This window comes from Weizmannia sp. FSL W8-1119 (assembly GCF_038008605.1).
GTDB classification, from domain to species: domain Bacteria; phylum Bacillota; class Bacilli; order Bacillales; family Bacillaceae_C; genus Weizmannia; species Weizmannia coagulans.
The window spans coordinates 268,716-289,044 of sequence record NZ_JBBOZL010000001.1; the positions used below are offsets into that span (position 1 = coordinate 268,716).

The following is a 20,329-nucleotide window of genomic DNA, read 5'->3' on the forward strand; positions in this document are numbered from 1 at the left end:
CATGGAAACGAAACAAATACTTGAAACCATCCGGATGATTGAAGAAGAAAAACTCGATATCCGCACCATCACAATGGGCATTTCGCTCCTCGATTGCATTGACGCGGACGGGGAAAAGGCGCGCCGGAAGATTTATGATAAAATTACGCGATTGGCAGAAAACCTTGTCCAAACCGGGGAAGAGATTGAATCGGAATACGGTATCCCGATCATTAACAAACGGATCTCGGTAACGCCGATTTCCCTCATCGCCGGGGCAACGGACGAAAAAGATTACATTGCTTTTGCCAAAACACTTGATGCGGCTGCGAAAAAAGTCGGTGTTCATTTTATCGGCGGCTTTTCGGCGCTGGTGCAAAAAGGCTGCCACAAAGGCGATAAAATATTGATCGATTCGATTCCGCGGGCATTGGCGGAAACCGAACGGGTCTGCGCTTCTGTCAATGTCGGCTCGACACGTTCCGGCATTAACATGAATGCGGTCCGTGATATGGGTGTGATCATTAAAAAGACGGCCGGGCTGACCGCGGATACGCAAGGGCTCGGCTGTGCAAAACTCGTTGTGTTCGCGAATGCGGTGGAGGACAATCCGTTTATGGCCGGCGCGTTCCACGGGGTCGGTGAAGCGGATGTCGTCATCAATGTCGGCGTCAGCGGCCCGGGTGTGGTGAAACGCGCCCTTGAAAAAGTGAAAGGCGAACCGTTTGATGTCGTTGCGGAGACGGTAAAGAAAACGGCATTTAAAATTACGCGGATGGGCCAGCTCGTCGGCATGGAAGCATCCAAACGGCTTGGCGTTCCGTTCGGTATTGTCGACTTGTCGCTTGCCCCGACACCGGCTGTTGGCGACTCTGTAGCCCATATTTTGGAGGAAATGGGCCTTGAATCCGTGGGTACGCACGGAACAACGGCGGCGCTCGCTTTGCTGAATGATGCCGTGAAAAAAGGCGGTGTCATGGCATGCGGCCATGTTGGCGGCTTAAGCGGCGCATTCATCCCGGTTTCTGAAGACGCCGGCATGATTGATGCGGTCAACCGCGGGTCCTTGAATCTCGAAAAACTGGAGGCGATGACCGCGATCTGCTCCGTCGGACTTGATATGATCGCGATCCCGGGCGACGTACCGGCAGAAACGATTTCGGCGATGATCGCAGACGAAGCTGCAATTGGTGTCATCAACAATAAAACGACAGCGGTCCGGATCATTCCAGCACCGGGCACAAACGTCGGTGACCGCGTCGAATTCGGCGGCCTGCTCGGCCATGCGCCGGTAATGGGCGTCCATTCCTTGTCATCAGCGGACTTCATTGCCCGCGGCGGCAGAATCCCGGCCCCGATTCACTCATTTAAAAACTGAGCGCTTGAAAAAGCACCACCAAAATAGAAAAGGCGTTGAGACACTCCGCTATTTGTGTTTCAACGCTTTTTTTGCAAGCTATATGTTGTATGCACGGAAAATACAAAATTACTTTTTCAGTGGCCCCTTTCTTTTTCATATACGGCGGCCTAAAACCGGGATGAAATGGCGATCACTAGATCGAGTGGAAACAAAATTGTGCAATGGACAAGAAAAACTAAGTACACAACAGGTTATATGGAATGTTATGTTGTTAATAACCGCCATATAGATTCATTTGTCAAATTTTAATAAATCGATTTTATTTTTTAAGAGGATTTTTTCAATTCGACGCAGTATTTATAAAGTGTAAGAAAAATTGATATTGGAGGGATAATATGAAAAAATTGCTCGTTTAGTATTGGCCATAGCCATAGGAGGAGTTGGTCTGTTTTCAGCTATACCAGCAAAAGCTGACGAAACAGATAGTAATTTAACGTCTTTCCGAAAGAAGTCTCCCATCCTCAAGGAATGTGAAGGTGCGAATCGCACCAATGAGTAGGTGGGAGATGAATTTCGTAACAAAACTCTTGGAACAAGAGGGTTAGCTCGGTCAGTTTTCGTTGACTAGTAAAAGCAACGATAAGTCGAGAAGCCCCCACTTCAATCAAACCGTAAGGTTGATAAGTGGAGGGTAGTTCACTTCAAGACAATCCAGGCATTGTCGTGCAGGATGGTAGTGCTTTAGTTAATGATGCAAATATTAGTGATGATGTTGTAACAGATAATGCAACTCTAGACGATTTAAGTACGGAATATAACCTAAAAGATGTCAACATAAGTGAATGCCCAGAAGGAACACCTGTACTCAAATTTGACAGTGTAGAAGACTTAAATAAATTCTTGGCCACTGAAGACGCCGCACCAAAGACAATTGAAACCACGATCAACAATACAGAACCTTTACCTGTTTCCAAATTAGGCCTGTCTCAACCTCTAGCTTTAAGATCTTCAAACTATACTACAGTCAGAAAAACAAAAACAGTGAATACAGGATTTGCAAATGTTAATTTAAAAGCGGATATTAGAGTTTACAGCAGTGGATCTTTCCGGGAGATAAAGAGTTGTCACGAATGGACAGACCATACGGGTTTTACCTTTTCTCTTGATTGGGACGAAAAGTATCATTGGCATAAAATTTCCAAAGATCATTCAAGTGTGACTGTTGCCGGTGGTGGTGTTTTAAATTATGTCATCTTTGTCTCAGGAATAGGTAAAATGTATTCACGGTCAATCGATATTAAATTCACGTATAAATTATAATATAATCGAAAGGATGTTAGAAAATGGATCATATATGGCAAATCGTAAATGTTTTGGCTTTGTTAATTATTATCGTTCTCATTGTGAGAGTGCTAATGTGAATGCTAAACTAAAGTAGACCATTCCTGCTAGATAAAAATGAACACTTTTACTGAGATATGGGGGCAGGTATTTTGCATTTGATAGGTGTTGCCCCGGGGAGGGGCAACACCTATCAAATGCATCGACGTTATTCCCCTGATAATAATTCCCTCGATACGATATAATAATATAGTTTGATTTATATTGTTATGGAGGAAGTAAAGGTGGACAAATGGGAAATGTACATGAAGATCAAGCAATTAAAAGAACAAGGATTTAAGATAAGAAGAATAGCCAGAAAGCTTGGTATATCAAGAACCACAGTATATAAATATCTGGAAAAGTCTCCGGAAGAAATGGCTTTGTGGGAGGCCTCAACAAAGACTCGAACTAAGAAGCTCGATGCTTATGAAATGATTATTCATACTTGGCTGAGTGAAAACCCAGATGTGTCTTCGGCACAGATCCATGATTGGTTGATGGAGCACTACCCTAAACTAATTGTTGGGGAAAGTACGGTACGTAGTTATGTCAAAGAACTTCGTGAAAAATATGCCATACCAAAAGAGACACATCAACGGGTTTATCAAGCGATACCTGACCCGCCAATGGGGCAACAAGCTCAGGTAGACTTCGGGAAAACCAATCAGAAAACGCCTCAAGGTAAATGTGTAAAATTGTATTTTATAAGCTTTGTGTTATCGCATTCTAGATATAAGTATGTTGAATGGCTGGACAGGCCTTTTACGACAAAAGATATGATTCGCATGCATGAGCACGCTTTCCAATACTTTGGAGGGATGACCGATGAACTGGTATATGATCAGGATGCCCTGCTCATGGTAAACGAGAATGCGGGAGATTTAATTCTGACAAAGGAATTTCAGTCTTATCGGGAAGCGAGAAAATTGAAGGTCTATTTCTGCAGAAAAGCTGACCCGGAAAGCAAAGGGCGAATTGAGAATGTCGTTGGTTATGTGAAGGGCAATTTCGCCAAACACCGCATCTTTCAAAATATTGATCAATGGAATGAAAGCTGCATATCCTGGCTGGAGAGGACTGGGAACCGAAAAGTGCATAATACAACAAAAAAAAGGCCAGTTGAAGTGTTTACATTGGAAAAGCAACACCTCAAACCGGTTATCAAAGAAATTACTACTACAAGTATTAATTCTAGTATAACAAGAACAGTGCGTAAGGACAATACGATCGTCTATCAATCCAATCGCTATTCGGTTCCTCTCGGAACCTATCAAAAAGATAAAGATGTCTATATTGAAATAACAGCTGAGAATCGTCTGGTAATACGTGAACAAACAGATGGGCCAGTTATTGCCAACCATATCATTTCATTCGAGAGAGGAAAACTTATACAAGATAGGCAGCACACACGAGATCGTACTAAAGGGATAGCTGCGTATATTTCCACTGTATCTTCGTATTTTACAGATGAAGAAAGGGCTAAAGCTTTTCTGGAAGAAATTCATCACAGATATCCACGTTATGTTCGGGATCAGCTGGGAATCGTTTTAAAGATGTCTAAAGCTTCTGATCAAAGAACTAGGGATGAAGCATTGTGCGAATGCATCAAACGTGGGATATACAGTGCGAGTGAATATAGTGACGTACTGGCATTCATTCAGCGACAGCAGCAACAAAAAGAGGAATTTAAACGGGCAGAAGAGGAGATTAAGGCATTGCATGGCATAGAACCTTCACTTCTGGATACACAGCCGGAGAACCGGGAATTAGCACAATATTTGGATGTGTTGAAAGGAGCAACAAAGTATGACACAGTCACTTGAACAACTTCAGCAGCAGCTTCGAACATTGCGATTATCAGAGACGGCAAATCATTTGCCATCTCTGATTCAAGAAGCTGAATCACAAGATTGGACATACCGCACTTTTCTGGAACATCTGACTAGCTATGAGTTGGAACGCCGAGATGAGAAATTGATTGAAAAACGATTAAAATGGGCAACGTTTCCGTTTTACAAGACAATAGATGCATTCCAAGTAGACGAGCAACAATCGCTAAGTAGGAGACAGATCAATCAGTTAAAAGAATTCACATGGCTTGATCAGCTTTTTAATTTAATTATTCTGGGACCGCCTGGAGTAGGAAAAACACATTTGGCAACGGGATTAGGGATAGAGGCAATTCATCAGGGCTACAAAGTTTCTTTTATCTCCATGGGGCAGCTTATCCAAACATTGAAGACGGAAGATGTTACCCGAAAATCGCAAACAAGAATGAAGCGCATCCGGGATTCAAACCTGGTCATCATTGATGACTTGATGTTCATGGCCATGGATTCACGGGAGGCAAATTTGTTTTTCCATTTAATTAACGACTTGTATGACAATGCTTCTGTCATTCTAACTTCTAATAAGGGCCCAAATGAATGGGGTGAACTATTGGGGGATCCAGGTATTACGACAGCTATTTTGGACAGATTATTACACCGAGCAGAAGTCATCCATTTTAGGAACGATGACAGCTATCGTATGAAACATCGATCATCCATTTTTATGAAAAAAAGTGTTCAAAATTAATTAGCAAAAAGTGTTCAATTTTACTTGACGGCTACAGCTAATAAAGTTAAACAAAATGAATTAATTCAAGAGCCTATTTTTAGGCTCTTTTTCATGTCATAAATGTTGAGAGAGATTCTCGACGAATTTTTCTTGGTTTTTAAGTGATATAAATTGAACACAACATTGTCGTTCTGCTGCCTGTTGCAACATAAAGTCATCATGCAATTTGGTGCTTAAGCTTGATATAAAGCTTAAGTTCATTTTATATAGTACCTTTCTTATATCAAACGGCAACGCAGACCCCAGGATGAACATTCAAACAAGAACGCCGGCTAATTACCGAGTTTCATTAGGCCGACGGGAAAGAAAGTCCGAGAAGCGGGAGAGGAAACGCCCAAACATGACTCAAGCCTTCAAAAAAAAACAGACCGGAATGCCAACGGAATTTTTACAAACAGGATAGAAATAACAGGATGCTATTTTTTATTTGACAGCTCTCCATACTCTGTTATAACGAAATCAAATGGTACCGGTTTCATTTTAAAGATGGATGGTAAACAACATGAGGGGAAAAGAAGCGAAAGTTACGATTTACGATGTAGCAAAGAAGGCCTGCGTGTCGAAATCGACCGTTTCAAGATATTTAGGCGGCCGGTTTCATGAATTGTCACCGAAAACCCGGCAAAAAATCAAGCAGGTGATCGATGAACTTCAATACCGCCCGAATAATTTGGCGAGAGGGCTGAAAAATAGCCGCAGCTACTTGATTGGCGCGCTGGTTGCCGATATTACCAACCCGTATACAACTGAACAGCCGACTTATCAAATTGGCAAAACAGTAATGGAGCTTATTTTAAAACGGCTGGCGGATAACGAATCGCCGGCCCAGACGATCTCTTACCAGACGCGTTTGATTGAAAGGGGATCTGCCCCGGGGAGATGACTTCCCCCTAAGGAAAAGTGAGACCGGCTTCACCAAAAAAGAAGCGACGATACAGGCTGAAACCCTGCGGGATAGCTTGAAAAGATGCCAACATGGGATTGGCCAGAAAAGAAGTGGCAGCTTTCTCCTGTAATGGTATCGGTCCCATTAAAAGAAAAAGAGAGCTCCCGGAAAGAAGCATCCAAAACGGAAAAAACGATAGATACAGTAAAAGAAAAAATCCAAATAACATCTTAACATCGCACGCTCTAAAGCTAAAAAATACAGGTCCGGCACGAAAAAATGGTACCGGTCCCAATCCATAAACGAAATCTGGTTCCAACAAATAAGAAAAGAGGAAACACCAATGGCCAATGGCCCATTTATTTGTCACCATGAATGCATTTCAGGATACTGCCATTTTTTCTTACCCGGTGTTATTCGCCGCCATCCGCGAGGCCGGATGTGACGGGGTGGAAATCCGGCGGGAGCTGCGCTCATTGTTGGTTCGGCAATCAGCAAGGCAAGTGACCCTTTGCTTGCGGCAAGAAAGATAAAAGAAACTTGGGAGGCATTGAAATGAATCGGGAAATAGAAGTCATTTTAAATGAAATTCAAACGGTATTTTCAAAAATAGACGGGGAACAAGTGGAAAAGCTTGCGGATATGCTTGCCTCTCCGAAAAGCATTTTCGTATTGGGCGAGGGGCGTTCAGGGCTGATGGCCAAGTCTTTTGCGATGCGGCTCATGCATCTTGGTTTCCATGTGTTTGTCGTCGGCGAGACGATCACCCCTTCCATTCAGCCAGGAGATTTATTGATTGCCGTCTCTGGTTCCGGCACGACTTCCAATGTTGTGCAAGCGGCGGAAAAAGCGAAAAAGAATGGGGTATCTGTTGTGGGCGTGACTTCTGATCCGTCTTCGAGGCTTGCGGAAACTTCGGATAGCGTGGTCCATATTCCGTCTGCCACGAAATACCGGAGGCCGGGAGAAATTGAAAGCAGGCAGCCGCTCAGCTCATTGTTCGACCAGTCCGTCCATCTGTTTTTTGACGCGGTTTGCCTGAAAATTGCCGGACAGCAGGAATCGGGGGATGAAGCGGCGTTGAGCCGGGACAGCAATCTGGAATAAGAGATGGAAGAGCGCAAATGCGAACGGGACCGAGCAAGCAACGGGATTTGGCTATCCGGTTTCTGAATAAGGCAAAGTGGTAATGAAACACAGGAAAAAACAGCAGATATGGCTTTTCCTTATCCCGCTGGATAAGGGGCCGGATCCGGGCCATTCCGTTTGCGGATCGGCTTGCTGTATCGTTGAAAGGATATACCGCGGACGAACAATCGATCCGCGGTTTTCCATTTTTTTATCCTGCACATTTACGCCGGCTGATTTCATCCTTTTTCCCGGCGTTATTTATTTTGCTGTAATAGGTGCCGGTTGATCTATATTCCTTCGCTGGCGCCGCATTCAATGCAGCACGGGCGCCGGTATCACTCACTCTTCTTCCCGCATTTGCAGCGCCCGGTTGGCGTTCCGGACATCGTTGTTCAGCAACTGGCTTAAGTTGTAGGCCGGGTACATGCCATGTTCATGCATATAGTTGAATACGCGCGCATGCCAGTCGATCGCGCTGTTTAAATGGCGCACAAGCACGGTGCGCAATGCCGGCGTGGCTGTTTCCGTGATCGCAGCGGCATAATTTCTTACAGCTGTTTTAGAAGCAGTCAGCAGTTCACCGGCCTGAAATCCGGGGTTGGTTTGCCGCTCCTCGTTTTCTTCTGTTTCCTCTTCCCGCGGCGCCTGCGGATAAAACTGCAGGAGGTCGCGGATATTTTTTTCAAGTGCCCGGATCGAAAACGTATACAGTTCCCGGAGTCCTGCATCGGACACATTTCTCACGACTGATTTAAACCGGATCAAACAAATCGTCTGGGATGCAACCAGCTCATGAATTTCCAAAGTTTCATGCCAAGCTAACGTTCTTGCCACAATATTCCCTCCTTTTTCTTTCACACGTTCCCATTTGTATGCAAACGGTCCGTGCATGTGCCTGTTTGGCCGGAAACCGAAATATTTTTACATTTCTTTTTGATTTGTTATGATAAAAAATGAAATCTGAAGAGAAAGGCGGAGGTAAGATGGAAAAACAAAGAAGGCTCGGCAAATCGGATTTGTATGTCAACCCGGTCGGCCTCGGAACAAACGCGGTCGGCGGGCATAATATCCACCCGAATCTCAATGATGAAACCGGGAAAGAAGTGGTGCGCACGGCCATTGACCATGGCATCAATTTTCTTGATACAGCGTTTATTTACGGGCCGGAACGTTCGGAAGAGCTGATCGGCGAGGTGCTGAAAGAGCACGGCGGCCGTGACAAGGTCGTCCTCGCCACAAAAGGTGCGCATAAATTTGTCGATGGAAAAGTGGTGTTCGACAACTCCCCTTCATTTTTAAAAGAAGCCGTCGAAAGTAGCCTGAAACGCCTGAAAACCGATTATATTGATTTGTTTTATATCCATTTTCCGGATGACCGCACCCCGAAAGACGAAGCGGTCGGCGCCTTGAAAGAACTGAAAGATGAAGGAAAAATCCGTGCAATCGGCGTTTCTAATTTTTCCATTGAACAACTGAAAGAGGCAAACAAAGACGGGTATGTCGATGTGCTGCAGTCGGAGTACAATTTATTCAAGCGCGGGGCTGAAAAAGATTTGCTTCCGTACACAGCGGAAAACAGCATTTCGTTTATTCCGTACTTTCCGCTTGCATCCGGGCTTCTTGCCGGCAAATATACAAAAGATACCAAATTTGAAGGCGGGCGTGCGAAAAATCCGCTCTACCAGGGCGAAACCTATCTCCGCAATTTGGAAAAGGTTGACAAGCTCCGCCCGATTGCGAAAGAAAAAGGCGTGGATGTCGCGCATGTTGTGCTCGCCTGGTATCTCGCCCAGCCTTCCATTGATGCTGTCATTCCGGGTGCCAAACGGCCGGAACAGGTGATTGACAATCTGAAAACATTGGAAGTCAGCCTGACGGAAGCAGATCTGCAAAAGATCAGCGCCATCTTTCAATAATGTATTTCCACGGTGGAAAAATGTTTTTTGTTGATTGACGTATTTTCCTGTCTTATACTTAAACTAATATGGCTAAAGGAGTTGGGAAAATGGGTGTGATGGATCTGATCAAATCGCGCCGTTCCATCGGTGTGACAGACAATAAAGAGGTGCCCGATGATGTCATTAGAACGTTGCTCGAAGCTGCCACGTGGGCGCCAAACCATAAGAAAACAGAACCGTGGAAATTCCGCGTGTTTAAAGGGGAAGGACGCGCCAAACTCGGAGAGGAAATGGCCCGGATTGCAGCCCGGAAAGCGGAAGGCCTGAGTGAAGAAGAAGCGGAGAAAAAGATTGAAAAAGCGCGTAAAGGGCCGCTGCGAGCGCCGGTGATCATCGCGGTTGCCGTCAGTCCTTCCGGCATTGTTCCGGAAATTGAGGAAGTCGTTGCGACTGGTTGTGCGATCCAAAATTTGCTGCTTACGGCAACCGAGCTCGGTTTGGCTACAATCGTGAGGACCGGTGACATCGCGCATGAACCCGAATTGAAAAACTACCTGAACCTCGAACCGAAAGATAAAATTGCTGGGCTCATCTATGTTGGCTATCCGAAAAAGGAATTGGACATCAAAGCGCAACGAACCCCAGCAGAAGAAAAAACGCAATGGTTTGCTTAAACCCAAGCTTACCGGCTCTTATCATGGGCCGGTTCGCTTCTGCATGTTGAATTTTCTCAAAAATGGGAAGTTTCAGCCCGACGTTTTTGAAAGCGCACAATAAAGGCTGCCTTGCAAAACCCTGACACGACCGCAGAGGCGTTTGCACATACGGTTTGTTTTTTTGCCGGCAGCAAATAAGAAGATTGTGATATAATCAAATTTATACATAGATAAGGAGTTGATCGGTATGGATCAAAGCCCGAATGGACAAGAACTGAGTCGCGGGCTGAAAAACCGCCATATTCAATTGATTGCGATCGGGGGCGCAATCGGGACGGGGCTTTTCCTCGGTTCCGGTAAATCGATTCACTTTGCCGGCCCGTCTATTATGCTCGTATACTTCGTAATCGGCTTAGCTCTTTTCTTTATGATGCGGGCACTCGGTGAACTGCTGATGTACAAGCCGATTACCGGATCGTTTACCCATTTTGCCGAAACATTTATCGGACCGTGGGCAGGCTTTATTACCGGCTGGACCTATTGGTTTTGCTGGATTGTAACCGGCATTGCCGAAATTACCGCAGTCGGCATGTATGTTCAATTTTGGGTACCCGAATTGCCGCAGTGGATTCCCGCTTTGATTTGCGTCGCTGTTCTGTTTCTCATCAATATTGCGACAGTCAAAGCATTCGGGGAAATGGAATTTTGGTTCGCCATCATTAAAGTTGTGACCATTATTGCGCTCATTATTATCGGCATTCTCCTCGTGTTCGCCGGTTTTCAAAGCCATGGGGCACATGCCTCTTTTACGAACCTGTGGCAGCACGGCGGCTTTTTCCCGAATGGTTCTAAAGGGTTTCTGCTGGCGTTTGAAATGGCCATCTTTTCATTTGTCGGGATTGAACTGGTCGGCGTAACAGCCGGGGAAGCAGAGGATCCATCAAAGACGCTGCCAAAAGCGATCAACCAGATTCCGCTGCGGATTTTACTGTTTTATGTCGGCGCTTTGTTTGTCATCATGTCGATTTATCCTTGGAACCGGCTGAATCCGGACGCGAGCCCGTTTGTCCGGGTATTTGCCGATATCGGTCTTCCGGCTGCAGCAGGCATCATCAATTTTGTGGTGCTCACTTCGGCGGCTTCCTCGTGCAACAGCGGCATTTTCAGTACAAGCCGTATGCTGTATTCTCTTGCGGAAGACGGAAAAGCGCCGAAAATGTTTAAAAAGTTAAACAAGCGGAATGTCCCGGCACCTGCTCTGCTTGGTTCAACGATCATGCTGTTAATCGGCGTCGTGCTGAATTATTTTATGAAGAGCACACAAGTCTTTACGCTTGTCACAAGCATTTCGTCCATCTGTTTTGTTTGGGTATGGGGCGTCATTATGGTTGCCCACTTGCGTTTCCGGAAAAATATGCCGGAAGAAGCGGCCAAAATCTCCTTTAAATTGCCGTTTGCCCCGGTCATCAACTGGGTTGTACTCTTGTTCTTTGTCTTTGTCCTGGTTGTTCTCGGGATTGCAAAAGATACGCGTGTTGCCTTATTTGTGACACCAGTATGGTTCATCCTGCTTGTCATCGCTTACGGCCTGACACGAAAGAAGAAAAGCATTTAACCAGAAAAACCCGTTTGGAAAGGGATTTCCAAGCGGGTTTTTCTGGTATTTTTAATCACTTCATCTATTATTTTATCCCTCTCATCAGCCGTTTGATGACCGGTGCATAGAGAAGCAGGAATATGCCCAAAATGACCGAAACAAGACCGACGCCGCCGAAGTAGATCACTTCATGGTCGGCGCTGTACAGTTTGACAAGCTGGGCATTCAACGTTTGGGCCGCAGCATCAGACAAGTTCCAGAGACTGAGCATTTGCGCCGAAAATGCAGCTGGCGCCAGCTTCGTCGATACGCTCAAACCAACCGGTGACAAGCAAAGTTCCCCGATCACGACAAGGAAGTAGCTCAATACAAGCCAGAGCGGGCTCACAAGCGACGAAGAGCCGTTAAGGTAAGCCGGCACCATCATGACAATATAGGAAAAACCGGCAAGGATGAGCCCGAAAGAAAATTTAACCGGTGTGGACGGCTGCCTGTCTCCCAGCTTCACCCAAAGCGAAGCCAGAACCGGCGCAAAGACGACGATAAACAGCGGGTTAAGTGTCTGGAACCAGGACGGCAAAATATGGATGCCGGCAAAATTCAGCTGTGTCCGCTTGTCCGCATAGACGGCGAGCAAACTCGCGCCTTGTTCTTCAATCGCCCAGAAGACGATGGAAGCAATAAATAAAGGAATATAAGCCAAAATGCGTGAGCGTTCGTCTTTCGATGTTTTTTTGCTAAAGTACATCATAAAGAAGTACCAGGCAGGAATCAAAAATCCTAAAATGCTGACGATGGTAATAAAGCTGTTCAGATTTAAAATCCGTGTCGGAATGGTAATCGCCAGCAAAATAATCAGGACGACAGCTCCTACGCCGATTTTGGTGAAAGTCGATCTTCTTTCTTCCGGCGTCAGCGGGTTGTGCACGACAGAGCCGGCAAGCCCGAGATTTTTCTTTCTGGACATCACGAATGAGATCAAACCGAAAAACATTCCGATGGCTGCAATGCTGAAGCCGAGATGGTAATTGTACCCCTGGCCGATAGTCCCGACAATGATCGGCGCAAGGAAGGCACCGAGGTTAACCGCCATGTAGTAAATGCTGAAACCGGAGTCGCGGCGCAGGTCTTTTTCATCATACAATTCCCCGACGGTTGAAGCGGCATTTGGTTTTAACAAGCCTGTCCCAAGCACAATCAGCACCATAGAAACGATCAGCGCCGGGAACCCTCCCGGAAAGGACAACGCAATATGCCCGAGCATAATCAGCACCCCGCCGTAAAAAACGGTTCTGGCGGAGCCAAGCAGGCGGTCTGCAATCCAGCCGCCGATAATCCCCGACATGTAAACAAGCGCGCCGTAAATCGAAGCAATCGATGCGGCTGTTGTCGGATCCAATCCCAACCCGCCGTTTGACAGGCGGTCATACATGTAGTAAATCAGAATCCCTTTCATCCCATAGTAGGAGAATCTCTCCCAAAACTCTAAGAAAAATAAAGTCGACAATCCTTTTGGATGACCGAAAAATCCGGTCTGTGGAACAGTTTCCAGAACTTTTTTCTTGTCGATTGTTGACATGCCATTGCCTCCTTGTAAACATCCCATATTGGCACAATTTGTGAAATTAACTGAAAAATAAGTGCTGGTTTTTTCGGGGAATAAATGCGATAGATAAAATATTAACGTAAAATGGGAAAAAAATAAAGATTAATTTTTTGGCAAATTTGTGTGCGCTATTGTTTAAGCCCTGAAACCCGCGTGAAATAAAGGATTTTGTGCTGAGAAAATATTTAAAAAGAATTTTTTCCTAGGTAAGGGAAACGTTTTCATAAATAGAAATAAAGGTAAATTTCATATAATTTATGTAAAGAGTAAGTTTCTGATAAAAGTAAAAACCCGCGGCATCCACCGCAGGTTTTTCCGTTATGGTTCCCGGTTAAAATCGCATTCCCGTAAAGAAACGACTTTTGTCTTTTTCACACATTTATAAATGAGCCATACGGCAATAAAGATGGGGAGGCCGATATACGAGACAAATACGCTTCCCCACTTAATATGGTCTCCCAAAAATGCCTGGTAGTTTTGCCCGAGAATGACGACCGTACAAACGGCAAACGCAAATAGCGGGCCGAATGGGAACCATTTTGAACGGTAAGGCAGGTCGCTCAAAGCTTTGCCTTGTGCTACATATGCACGGCGGAATCGGTAATGGCTGATGGCAATGCCGAGCCAGGCGATAAAGCCGGATAAGCCGGATGCGTTCAGGAGCCAGTTGTACACTGCCCCGTCGCCGAAGAAAGACGCAAGGAAAGCAACCGTTCCGACAAGCGCAGTGACAATCAGTGCATTCACCGGCACCCCGCGTTTATCCAGTTTCCCGAGGAATTTCGGCGCTTTGCCGTCGCACGCAAGTTCCCAGAGCATCCGCGTTGACGCGTACATGCCCGAGTTGCCGGCAGAAAGAACAGCCGTTAAAATAATCGCATTCATGACAGAAGCCGAAAAAGCAATGCCGGCACGCTGAAATACAATTGTGAACGGGCTCATCGTAATGTCATCGGCGGTTAATCTCGAATCCGTGAACGGAATCAACAGGCCGATGACAAAAATCGCCAGAATATAGAAAAGCAAGATTCTCCAAAATACAGATTTCACAGCACGCGGAATGGTCTTTTCCGGATCTTCGCTTTCACCGGCCGCAACCCCGAGCAGTTCTGTTCCCTGGAATGAAAACCCGGCTGCCATAAAAACCCCGAGCACGGCCAGGAATCCGCCGTGGACTGGGCCGTCTGCAATCGTAAAGTTAGAAAAGCCGATTGTTTTTCCGCCCATAATCCCGAAAATCATCAGTGCGCCGACAATGATAAAGGCAATGACGGTTACGACTTTAATGATTGCAAACCAGTATTCAGCTTCCCCGAACCCTTTTACAGATAAATAATTTAATAAGAACATGATGAGAAGGCAAGCCGCACTCCACACGATCGAAGGCATGTGCGGGAACCAGAATTTCATGATAATGGTTGCTGCTGATAATTCGGCTGCGATCGTGATCGCCCAGTTGTACCAATAGTTCCAGCCAAGCGCAAATCCAAGTGCCGGATCAACAAATTTTGTTGCGTACGTGCTGAAGGTGCCTGCAACCGGCATGTAGGCGGCCATTTCTGCAAGGCTTGTCATTAAAAAGTACACCATGACGCCGATTAATGCATAAGCGAGAAGCGCACCGCCAGGCCCCGCGCTGTGGATTGCCCCGCCGCTTGCCAGAAAAAGCCCGGTTCCGATTGATCCACCGAGGGAAATCATGGTCAGGTGGCGGGATTTTAATTTCCGCTTCAGCTTCGTCAATTCACCCTTTTTTGCAACGGGAACCGCTCCGGCTGCAGTGCTTTGCCCATGATAGAAGTCATCCATCCTTGATTCACTCCTTTTTATATAGGAAGGAGCAGGGAATAAACAAAAATGCCGCAGTCGTGGAGACGCGGCATCAAAGCGTATACCCTCCATCAACCTTCCGAAGATAGCTCAACACATATGCGAGGGGGAATCGCATATGTGACAGTTCTGTTCCTGTTCGGAAACAGCCCCAACATGGCACCGCGGGATCCGGCACCACGTTTCGGCAGCTTTTCCTTTCAACCGGAGTCTTAAACTTTACCCGTGTCTCGTCCGATTTACTCATAAAAGCTGCGACCTCTACCTCACCGGATTTGATGAGGATTTTTTATTCCATTTGATTTACATATTATTATAGTTATTTTTTTAGGGAAAATCAATAGAAAAGGCAGCAGAATGGGGTGACAAATGGGCTTAAGTTTTTACATCAAGCCCGGTGCCAATTCGCATGATTGACTTTTTGCAGCGGGCAACAGCGCGGCAATATTTTGTTCATTTTATGTACAGGCTTATTACAAACATCTGCCTTTCCGTGCGAAAAGTGCAAATACCTGATTGGGATGGTTCGTTGGCTGGAAAGGAGGGGCTGCCGCTTTTTCGCGGGTACAAACAGGCAGGAGGACAGCCTGATTCGTGTTTTTTTCAAAAAGGCCTTTACATCTGCCTGCTTTTTTGTATAATACAAATGAAAGTAAACTTAAAGTTTAATAAAACAGAACTTCCTTGCCTTTGAGTTTACAAATGCTAAACAAATGGGAAGGGCTTATGATGGAAATTGGGAAAAAGATTAAAAACTTAAGGTTGAAAAAAGGACTCACCCAGGAGGAACTTGGAGAGCGCACGGATTTAAGCAAAGGCTACATTTCCCAGCTTGAGCGGGATTTAAGCTCCCCCTCGATTGACACGTTTTTTAATATATTGGAAGTGCTCGGCTGCACGCCAAAAGAATTTTTTGATGAAGAAGAGCGTGAACAAAAAGTGGTATACGGGGAAGAAGACCAGACCGATTATCTCGATGAAGAGCGCGGGTATAAAATCCAGTGGCTCGTCCCGGAGTCGAATGAAAAGGAAATGGAACCGATCCTGCTCACGCTTGAGGAAAAGGGGGAGTTTAAAACCTTTGAACCTTCTTTATCGGAAACCTTTGCCTATGTATTAGAAGGCCGGATTGCGGTGCGGCTTGGCAAACGCCTGTACCGTGCGAAAGCCGGAGAAGCCATTTATTATCATGCATCCGATGAGCATCAGATACTGAATGACGCGGAAGGCCGGTCCAGGCTTGTGCTCGTTGCCACGGAATCGTATCTGTAGGCTGCATGCGGAAAGAAGAGGAGGACAGCAATGAACAGCGATATCATCATTCGTTTTGACCATGTCACGAAACAATACGACGATGATCCTGCTATTTTGGATGACGTCAGTTTTGAAATTGAACGCGGAAAATTCTACACCCTGCTCGGGCCGTCGGGTTGCGGGAAAACAACCATTTTGCGCCTGATTGCAGGATTTATTGCGCCGACAAAAGGAAATATTTACATCAACGGAAAAATCGTGAATGACGTTCCGGCCAACCGGCGCCAGGTCAATACCGTTTTCCAGGATTATGCGCTGTTTCCGCATTTAAATGTGTATGAAAACGTCGCGTTCGGGCTGCGCATTAAAAAAATGAAGGCGGCTGTGATTGACCAAAAAGTAAAAGAAGCCTTGAAGTTTGTGAACCTGGAAGGCTATGAAAACCGGGAAATCAGCGAAATGTCAGGCGGGCAGCGGCAACGGGTCGCGATTGCGCGCGCGATTGTCAATGAACCGGAAGTGATTTTGCTGGACGAACCGCTTTCCGCGCTGGATTTGAAGCTAAGGACAGAGATGCAGTATGAACTGCGTGAACTGCAGCGCCGCCTTGGCATTACGTTTATTTTTGTCACGCACGACCAGGAAGAAGCGCTTGCGATGAGCGATGAAATTTTTGTCATCAATAACGGGAAAATCCAGCAGAGCGGTACGCCGACCGATATTTACGATGAACCGATCAACCGCTTTGTCGCGGACTTTATCGGCGAGTCCAATATCCTTCCGGGAAAAATGATCAAGGATTTTGTTGTGGAATTTAACGGCCGTGCGTTTGAATGCGTAGACCGCGGCCTTAACCCGAACGAGCCGGTTGAAATTGTCATCCGCCCGGAAGACCTGGAGATCACGACGCCGGAAAAAGGAAATTTGAAAGTGCGTGTGGATACCCAGCTGTTCCGCGGCGTCCATTATGAAATTTGCTGCTACGATGAAGAGGGAAATGAATGGCTTGTCCACTCGACAAAAAAAGCAAAAGTCGGGGATACGATCGGCCTTTATTTTGAACCGGAAGCGATCCACGTGATGAGATTCGGCGAAACGGAAGAGGAATTCGACCGGCGCTTGGAAGCGTACGATGAGGTCCGGCCATGAAAGTGAATGCACGCGCTTTTTATCTCGTTCCGTATTTGCTGTGGATCCTTCTTTTTGTAGTCGCACCGATTTTGCTCATTCTCTATTATTCTTTTTTTGATATTGAAGGGCATTTGTCGCTTGTCAACTATGAAAAATTTTTTACGCCCGTTTATTTGAAAATGGCGCTGAGCTCTTTTTGGTATGCATTTTTGATTACGGCGTTTACGCTTTTAATTTCGTATCCGACCGCCTATCTTTTGACAAAATCGCGGCATAAGCAGCTTTGGCTCTTATTAATCATTTTGCCGACATGGATCAATTTGTTGTTAAAAGCGTATGCGTTTCTCGGGATTTTCGGCACATTCGGCCCGGCCAACTCGTTTCTTGAATGGATTGGCATTGGGCAAAAGCAGATTTTATTTACAGACTTCAGCTTTTTGTTTGTGTCCACTTATATTTTTATCCCGTTTATGATTTTGCCGATTTATAACGCGCTTGAAGAACTGAACCCGGTCTTTATGGATGCGGCACGCGATCTTGGCGCCTCGAAATGGACCACGTTCCGCCGCGTTGTGTTTCCGCTCACGATGGACGGCGTAAAATCGGGGTGCCAGGCGGTCTTTATTCCGTCTCTGTCACTCTTTATGATTACGCGCCTGATTGCGGGAAACCGTGTCATTACGCTCGGTACGGCAATTGAAGAGCATTTCCTTGTCACACAGGATTGGGGCATGGGGTCTACGATCGCCGTCTTTTTGATCATTGCCATGGTCGTCATTATGATTGTGACCGGCAACCGGAAGTGAGGGATGAAGTTGAAAAAAAGATGGAAATGGTCAAACTTATATCTGATATTTGTGTTTATCGTCCTTTACGCACCGATCTTTTATTTAATGTATTATTCGTTCAACAAAGCAGGGAACATGCATGAATTTACCGGTTTTACATGGGAATGGTACAAGGAAGTGTTCCAGGACACGCGCCTTGTGATCATTGTCATCAACACGCTTGTGATTGCGCTTCTCGCATCCGTGATTTCAACGGTGATCGGTGTGATGGGGGCGCTCGCGATCCGGTTTGTGAAAAGAAGAAGAACGAAAAATGCGCTGCTTTCGCTCAATAATGTGCTGATCGTAAGCCCGGACGTCATTATCGGCGCTTCGTTTCTGATTTTATTTACGATTGCAGGAATCAAGCTCGGCTTTACGTCTGTTCTCGTTTCGCACATCGCTTTTTGCATTCCGATTGTTGTGTTGATGGTGCTGCCGAAACTGCAGGAAATGAGCCCGACTTTGATGGATGCGGCGCGCGACCTCGGGGCGAGCCAGTGGGATGTGTTGTCAAAAGTGATTCTCCCGTATATTACGCCCGGTATTTTTGCCGGTTTTTTCATGGCGCTCACGTATTCGCTCGATGATTTCGCCGTCACCTTTTTTGTCACCGGGAACGGCTATTCCACGCTTTCCGTTGAAATTTATTCACGGGCGCGCCAGGGGATTTCACTCACGATTAACGCGCTGTCAACGCTGCTCTTTTTCTTCTCCATTATCCTTGTGATCGGGTACTACCTTATTAACCAGCGCCAGGCCCGCACGAACGGAATGGGGGTTAAAAGATGAAACAGTTGTTGCGTGTTTTCATTGCGATACTCGTGGTTGCCCTTGCCCTGCAGTTTCTCGCCGGGCGCATGAACCAAACGGAAGGCTACGCAGGCGGCAATACGCTTACGATTTACAACTGGGGGGATTATATCGACCCCGCCTTGATTAAGAAATTTGAAAAGCAGACCGGCATCAAAGTCATTTATCAGACTTTCGATTCGAACGAAGCCATGATGACGAAAATCTCCCAGGGCGGCACAACGTTTGATGTTGCGGTTCCGTCCGAATATATGATCGAAAAGATGAAAAAGGAGAACTTGCTGATTCCGCTTGATCATTCGAAGTTGCCGAACTTGAAATATATCGACCCGCGCTTTATGGATTTGCCGTTTGACCCGGGAAATAAATACTCGGTGCCTTATTTCTGGGGGACAGTCGGGATTGTATACAATTCAAGCATGCTCGGCGGCAAAAAAATTACAAGCTGGGATGACCTGTGGGATCCCGATTTGAAAAATCAGATTCTGCTTGTGGACGGCGCCCGCGAAGTGATGGGGATGGGGCTCAACAGCCTGCATTACTCGTTGAATGACACGAATGAAAAACATTTGCAGCAGGCAAAAGCAAAACTTGACCGGCTGATGCCGAATGTGAAAGCGATCGTCGGTGATGAAATCAAGATGCTGCTGGCCAATGGAGAAGCTTCGCTCGGGGTTGTCTGGTCGGGAGATGCGGCTGAAATCATGTCGGAGAATAAAAAGCTGAACTATGTTGTGCCGAGCGAAGGCTCCAATCTCTGGTTCGACAACATGGTTATCCCGAAAACAGCGAAAAACGTAGATGGCGCCCTGAAGTTTATCAATTTTATGCTCGATCCGAAAAATGCCGCGCAAAACGCCGAGTACGTCGGTTATTCAACGCCGAACCAAGCGGCTTTGCAGCTTTTGCCAAAATCGATTTCCGGCGACCGCCGTTTTTATCCGGACGCTGCACTTACAAAGAAACTCGAAGTATATAAAAATCTTGGCAAGAAAAAACTCGCCCGCTATAATGAGCTGTTTTTGGAATTTAAAATGCATACCAAATAACGAAAGCCGTCCCGAATCCGCGGGGCGGCTTTCAAGTTGATCACGGGCGAAAATAACCGGCTGAATGTCTTTTCCAGCGGGCACGGACATCACTCGGGTGGTGATTGAGATATTTTTTGGAGGTTTCAAAAGGCCAAAAGCGGCTTGGGTAGTGTTCGAAATGTCCTTTTGAAGGCCTCAAAAAGACAAAAGGAACCCGGGTAGTGGTCAAAATGTCCTTTTGGAGGTTTCAAAAAGACAATAACGGCCCGGGCAGCGATCGAAATGTCCTTTTGGAGAGTTCAAAAGGACAAAAGTGGCTTGGTTGGTG

Annotated in this window: 17 protein-coding genes and 1 riboswitch; of the genes, 14 read left to right on the forward strand and 3 right to left on the reverse strand. The window is 46.1% G+C overall.

The features are described 5' to 3' along the window. Position 1: 1 nt before the first annotated feature. The 6 genes from NSQ19_RS01405 (at position 2) to hxlB (ending at position 7,334) form a co-directional block, all read left to right on the forward strand. On the forward strand, positions 2 to 1,357 hold the full coding sequence (locus NSQ19_RS01405) for a PFL family protein (RefSeq protein ID WP_013858225.1): 1,356 nt from the start codon (positions 2 to 4) through the stop codon (positions 1,355 to 1,357). 666 nt (positions 1,358 to 2,023) lie between these two features. Beyond that, complete coding sequence (locus NSQ19_RS01410; protein ID WP_340702221.1) at positions 2,024 to 2,659, forward strand: hypothetical protein; 636 nt, start codon at positions 2,024 to 2,026, stop codon at positions 2,657 to 2,659. Between the two features lie 290 nt (positions 2,660 to 2,949). Next, positions 2,950 to 4,545: an IS21 family transposase gene (gene istA / locus NSQ19_RS01415; protein ID WP_412734241.1), complete on the forward strand. Its 1,596-nt coding sequence runs from the start codon at positions 2,950 to 2,952 to the stop codon at positions 4,543 to 4,545. Beyond that, positions 4,529 to 5,299, forward strand: a complete 771-nt coding sequence (istB, locus tag NSQ19_RS01420; RefSeq protein ID WP_035191190.1) for an IS21-like element helper ATPase IstB — start codon at positions 4,529 to 4,531, stop codon at positions 5,297 to 5,299. Before istA ends, istB begins: the two co-directional genes overlap by 17 nt. Before the next feature lie 544 nt (positions 5,300 to 5,843). After that, the gene (locus NSQ19_RS01425) at positions 5,844 to 6,224 is read left to right on the forward strand and encodes a LacI family DNA-binding transcriptional regulator (protein WP_340702222.1); all 381 of its coding nucleotides are present in this window, start codon (positions 5,844 to 5,846) and stop codon (positions 6,222 to 6,224) included. A 558-nt stretch (positions 6,225 to 6,782) separates the two neighbouring features. Beyond that, positions 6,783 to 7,334, forward strand: a complete 552-nt coding sequence (hxlB, locus tag NSQ19_RS01430) for a 6-phospho-3-hexuloisomerase (protein WP_340702223.1) — start codon at positions 6,783 to 6,785, stop codon at positions 7,332 to 7,334. A gap of 363 nt (positions 7,335 to 7,697) precedes the next feature. Here the strand turns inward: hxlB and NSQ19_RS01435 are convergent, their stop codons facing one another. After that, the gene (locus NSQ19_RS01435; protein ID WP_340702224.1) at positions 7,698 to 8,249 is read right to left on the reverse strand and encodes a spore coat protein; all 552 of its coding nucleotides are present in this window, start codon (positions 8,247 to 8,249) and stop codon (positions 7,698 to 7,700) included. A gap of 92 nt (positions 8,250 to 8,341) precedes the next feature. Between NSQ19_RS01435 and NSQ19_RS01440 the strand changes: the two genes are divergently transcribed. The 3 genes from NSQ19_RS01440 to NSQ19_RS01450 all read left to right on the forward strand — a co-directional run bounded on the left by NSQ19_RS01440 (position 8,342) and on the right by NSQ19_RS01450 (position 11,527). Continuing rightward, positions 8,342 to 9,274 (forward strand): aldo/keto reductase, encoded by a 933-nt coding sequence (locus NSQ19_RS01440; protein ID WP_340702225.1) that lies wholly within the window; start codon positions 8,342 to 8,344, stop codon positions 9,272 to 9,274. Positions 9,275 to 9,363: 89 nt separating this feature from the next. After that, positions 9,364 to 9,930, forward strand: a complete 567-nt coding sequence (locus tag NSQ19_RS01445) for a nitroreductase family protein (protein ID WP_340702226.1) — start codon at positions 9,364 to 9,366, stop codon at positions 9,928 to 9,930. Positions 9,931 to 10,159: 229 nt separating this feature from the next. Beyond that, a complete protein-coding gene (locus NSQ19_RS01450; protein WP_340702227.1) occupies positions 10,160 to 11,527 on the forward strand; it encodes an amino acid permease in 1,368 nt (455 codons plus the stop codon). Positions 11,528 to 11,594: 67 nt separating this feature from the next. On the opposite strand, the gene NSQ19_RS01455 is transcribed toward NSQ19_RS01450, so the two are convergent. After that, the gene (locus NSQ19_RS01455) at positions 11,595 to 13,088 is read right to left on the reverse strand and encodes a peptide MFS transporter (protein ID WP_207369097.1); all 1,494 of its coding nucleotides are present in this window, start codon (positions 13,086 to 13,088) and stop codon (positions 11,595 to 11,597) included. Positions 13,089 to 13,433: 345 nt separating this feature from the next. Beyond that, positions 13,434 to 14,924 carry an amino acid permease gene (locus NSQ19_RS01460; protein ID WP_340702228.1) on the reverse strand — a complete coding sequence of 497 codons (1,491 nt, stop codon included), beginning with the start codon at positions 14,922 to 14,924 and terminating at the stop codon, positions 13,434 to 13,436. Positions 14,925 to 15,023: 99 nt separating this feature from the next. Further along, a riboswitch (Lysine riboswitch) is annotated at positions 15,024 to 15,217 on the reverse strand. A gap of 457 nt (positions 15,218 to 15,674) precedes the next feature. Between NSQ19_RS01460 and NSQ19_RS01465 the strand changes: the two genes are divergently transcribed. From NSQ19_RS01465 to NSQ19_RS01485, 5 genes are read left to right on the forward strand one after another with little or no spacing between them, the layout of a single operon-like run. After that, on the forward strand, positions 15,675 to 16,217 hold the full coding sequence (locus NSQ19_RS01465; RefSeq protein WP_026684611.1) for a helix-turn-helix domain-containing protein: 543 nt from the start codon (positions 15,675 to 15,677) through the stop codon (positions 16,215 to 16,217). Between the two features lie 30 nt (positions 16,218 to 16,247). Continuing rightward, entirely contained in the window at positions 16,248 to 17,348 is a 1,101-nt protein-coding gene (locus NSQ19_RS01470; protein WP_118498396.1) for an ABC transporter ATP-binding protein, read from the forward strand. After that, positions 17,345 to 18,136 carry an ABC transporter permease gene (locus tag NSQ19_RS01475; protein ID WP_019720133.1) on the forward strand — a complete coding sequence of 264 codons (792 nt, stop codon included), beginning with the start codon at positions 17,345 to 17,347 and terminating at the stop codon, positions 18,134 to 18,136. The genes NSQ19_RS01470 and NSQ19_RS01475 overlap by 4 nt, the downstream gene beginning before the upstream one ends. Positions 18,137 to 18,139: 3 nt before the next feature. Further along, positions 18,140 to 18,949, forward strand: a complete 810-nt coding sequence (locus NSQ19_RS01480) for an ABC transporter permease (RefSeq protein ID WP_340702229.1) — start codon at positions 18,140 to 18,142, stop codon at positions 18,947 to 18,949. Beyond that, positions 18,946 to 20,019 carry an ABC transporter substrate-binding protein gene (locus tag NSQ19_RS01485; protein WP_019720134.1) on the forward strand — a complete coding sequence of 358 codons (1,074 nt, stop codon included), beginning with the start codon at positions 18,946 to 18,948 and terminating at the stop codon, positions 20,017 to 20,019. The genes NSQ19_RS01480 and NSQ19_RS01485 overlap by 4 nt, the downstream gene beginning before the upstream one ends. The last annotated feature ends 310 nt before the right edge of the window (positions 20,020 to 20,329 follow it).

Coding starts and splice junctions, on each gene's coding strand:
- NSQ19_RS01405 (WP_013858225.1), top strand. CDS start 2: ATGGAAACGAAACAAATACTTGAAACCATCCGGATGATTGAAGAAGAA.
- istA (WP_412734241.1), top strand. CDS start 2,950: ATGGAGGAAGTAAAGGTGGACAAATGGGAAATGTACATGAAGATCAAG.
- istB (WP_035191190.1), top strand. CDS start 4,529: ATGACACAGTCACTTGAACAACTTCAGCAGCAGCTTCGAACATTGCGA.
- NSQ19_RS01425 (WP_340702222.1), top strand. CDS start 5,844: ATGAGGGGAAAAGAAGCGAAAGTTACGATTTACGATGTAGCAAAGAAG.
- hxlB (WP_340702223.1), top strand. CDS start 6,783: ATGAATCGGGAAATAGAAGTCATTTTAAATGAAATTCAAACGGTATTT.
- NSQ19_RS01435 (WP_340702224.1), bottom strand. CDS start 8,249: ATGCACGGACCGTTTGCATACAAATGGGAACGTGTGAAAGAAAAAGGA.
- NSQ19_RS01440 (WP_340702225.1), top strand. CDS start 8,342: ATGGAAAAACAAAGAAGGCTCGGCAAATCGGATTTGTATGTCAACCCG.
- NSQ19_RS01445 (WP_340702226.1), top strand. CDS start 9,364: ATGGGTGTGATGGATCTGATCAAATCGCGCCGTTCCATCGGTGTGACA.
- NSQ19_RS01450 (WP_340702227.1), top strand. CDS start 10,160: ATGGATCAAAGCCCGAATGGACAAGAACTGAGTCGCGGGCTGAAAAAC.
- NSQ19_RS01455 (WP_207369097.1), bottom strand. CDS start 13,088: ATGTCAACAATCGACAAGAAAAAAGTTCTGGAAACTGTTCCACAGACC.
- NSQ19_RS01460 (WP_340702228.1), bottom strand. CDS start 14,924: ATGGATGACTTCTATCATGGGCAAAGCACTGCAGCCGGAGCGGTTCCC.
- NSQ19_RS01465 (WP_026684611.1), top strand. CDS start 15,675: ATGGAAATTGGGAAAAAGATTAAAAACTTAAGGTTGAAAAAAGGACTC.
- NSQ19_RS01470 (WP_118498396.1), top strand. CDS start 16,248: ATGAACAGCGATATCATCATTCGTTTTGACCATGTCACGAAACAATAC.
- NSQ19_RS01475 (WP_019720133.1), top strand. CDS start 17,345: ATGAAAGTGAATGCACGCGCTTTTTATCTCGTTCCGTATTTGCTGTGG.
- NSQ19_RS01480 (WP_340702229.1), top strand. CDS start 18,140: ATGAAGTTGAAAAAAAGATGGAAATGGTCAAACTTATATCTGATATTT.
- NSQ19_RS01485 (WP_019720134.1), top strand. CDS start 18,946: ATGAAACAGTTGTTGCGTGTTTTCATTGCGATACTCGTGGTTGCCCTT.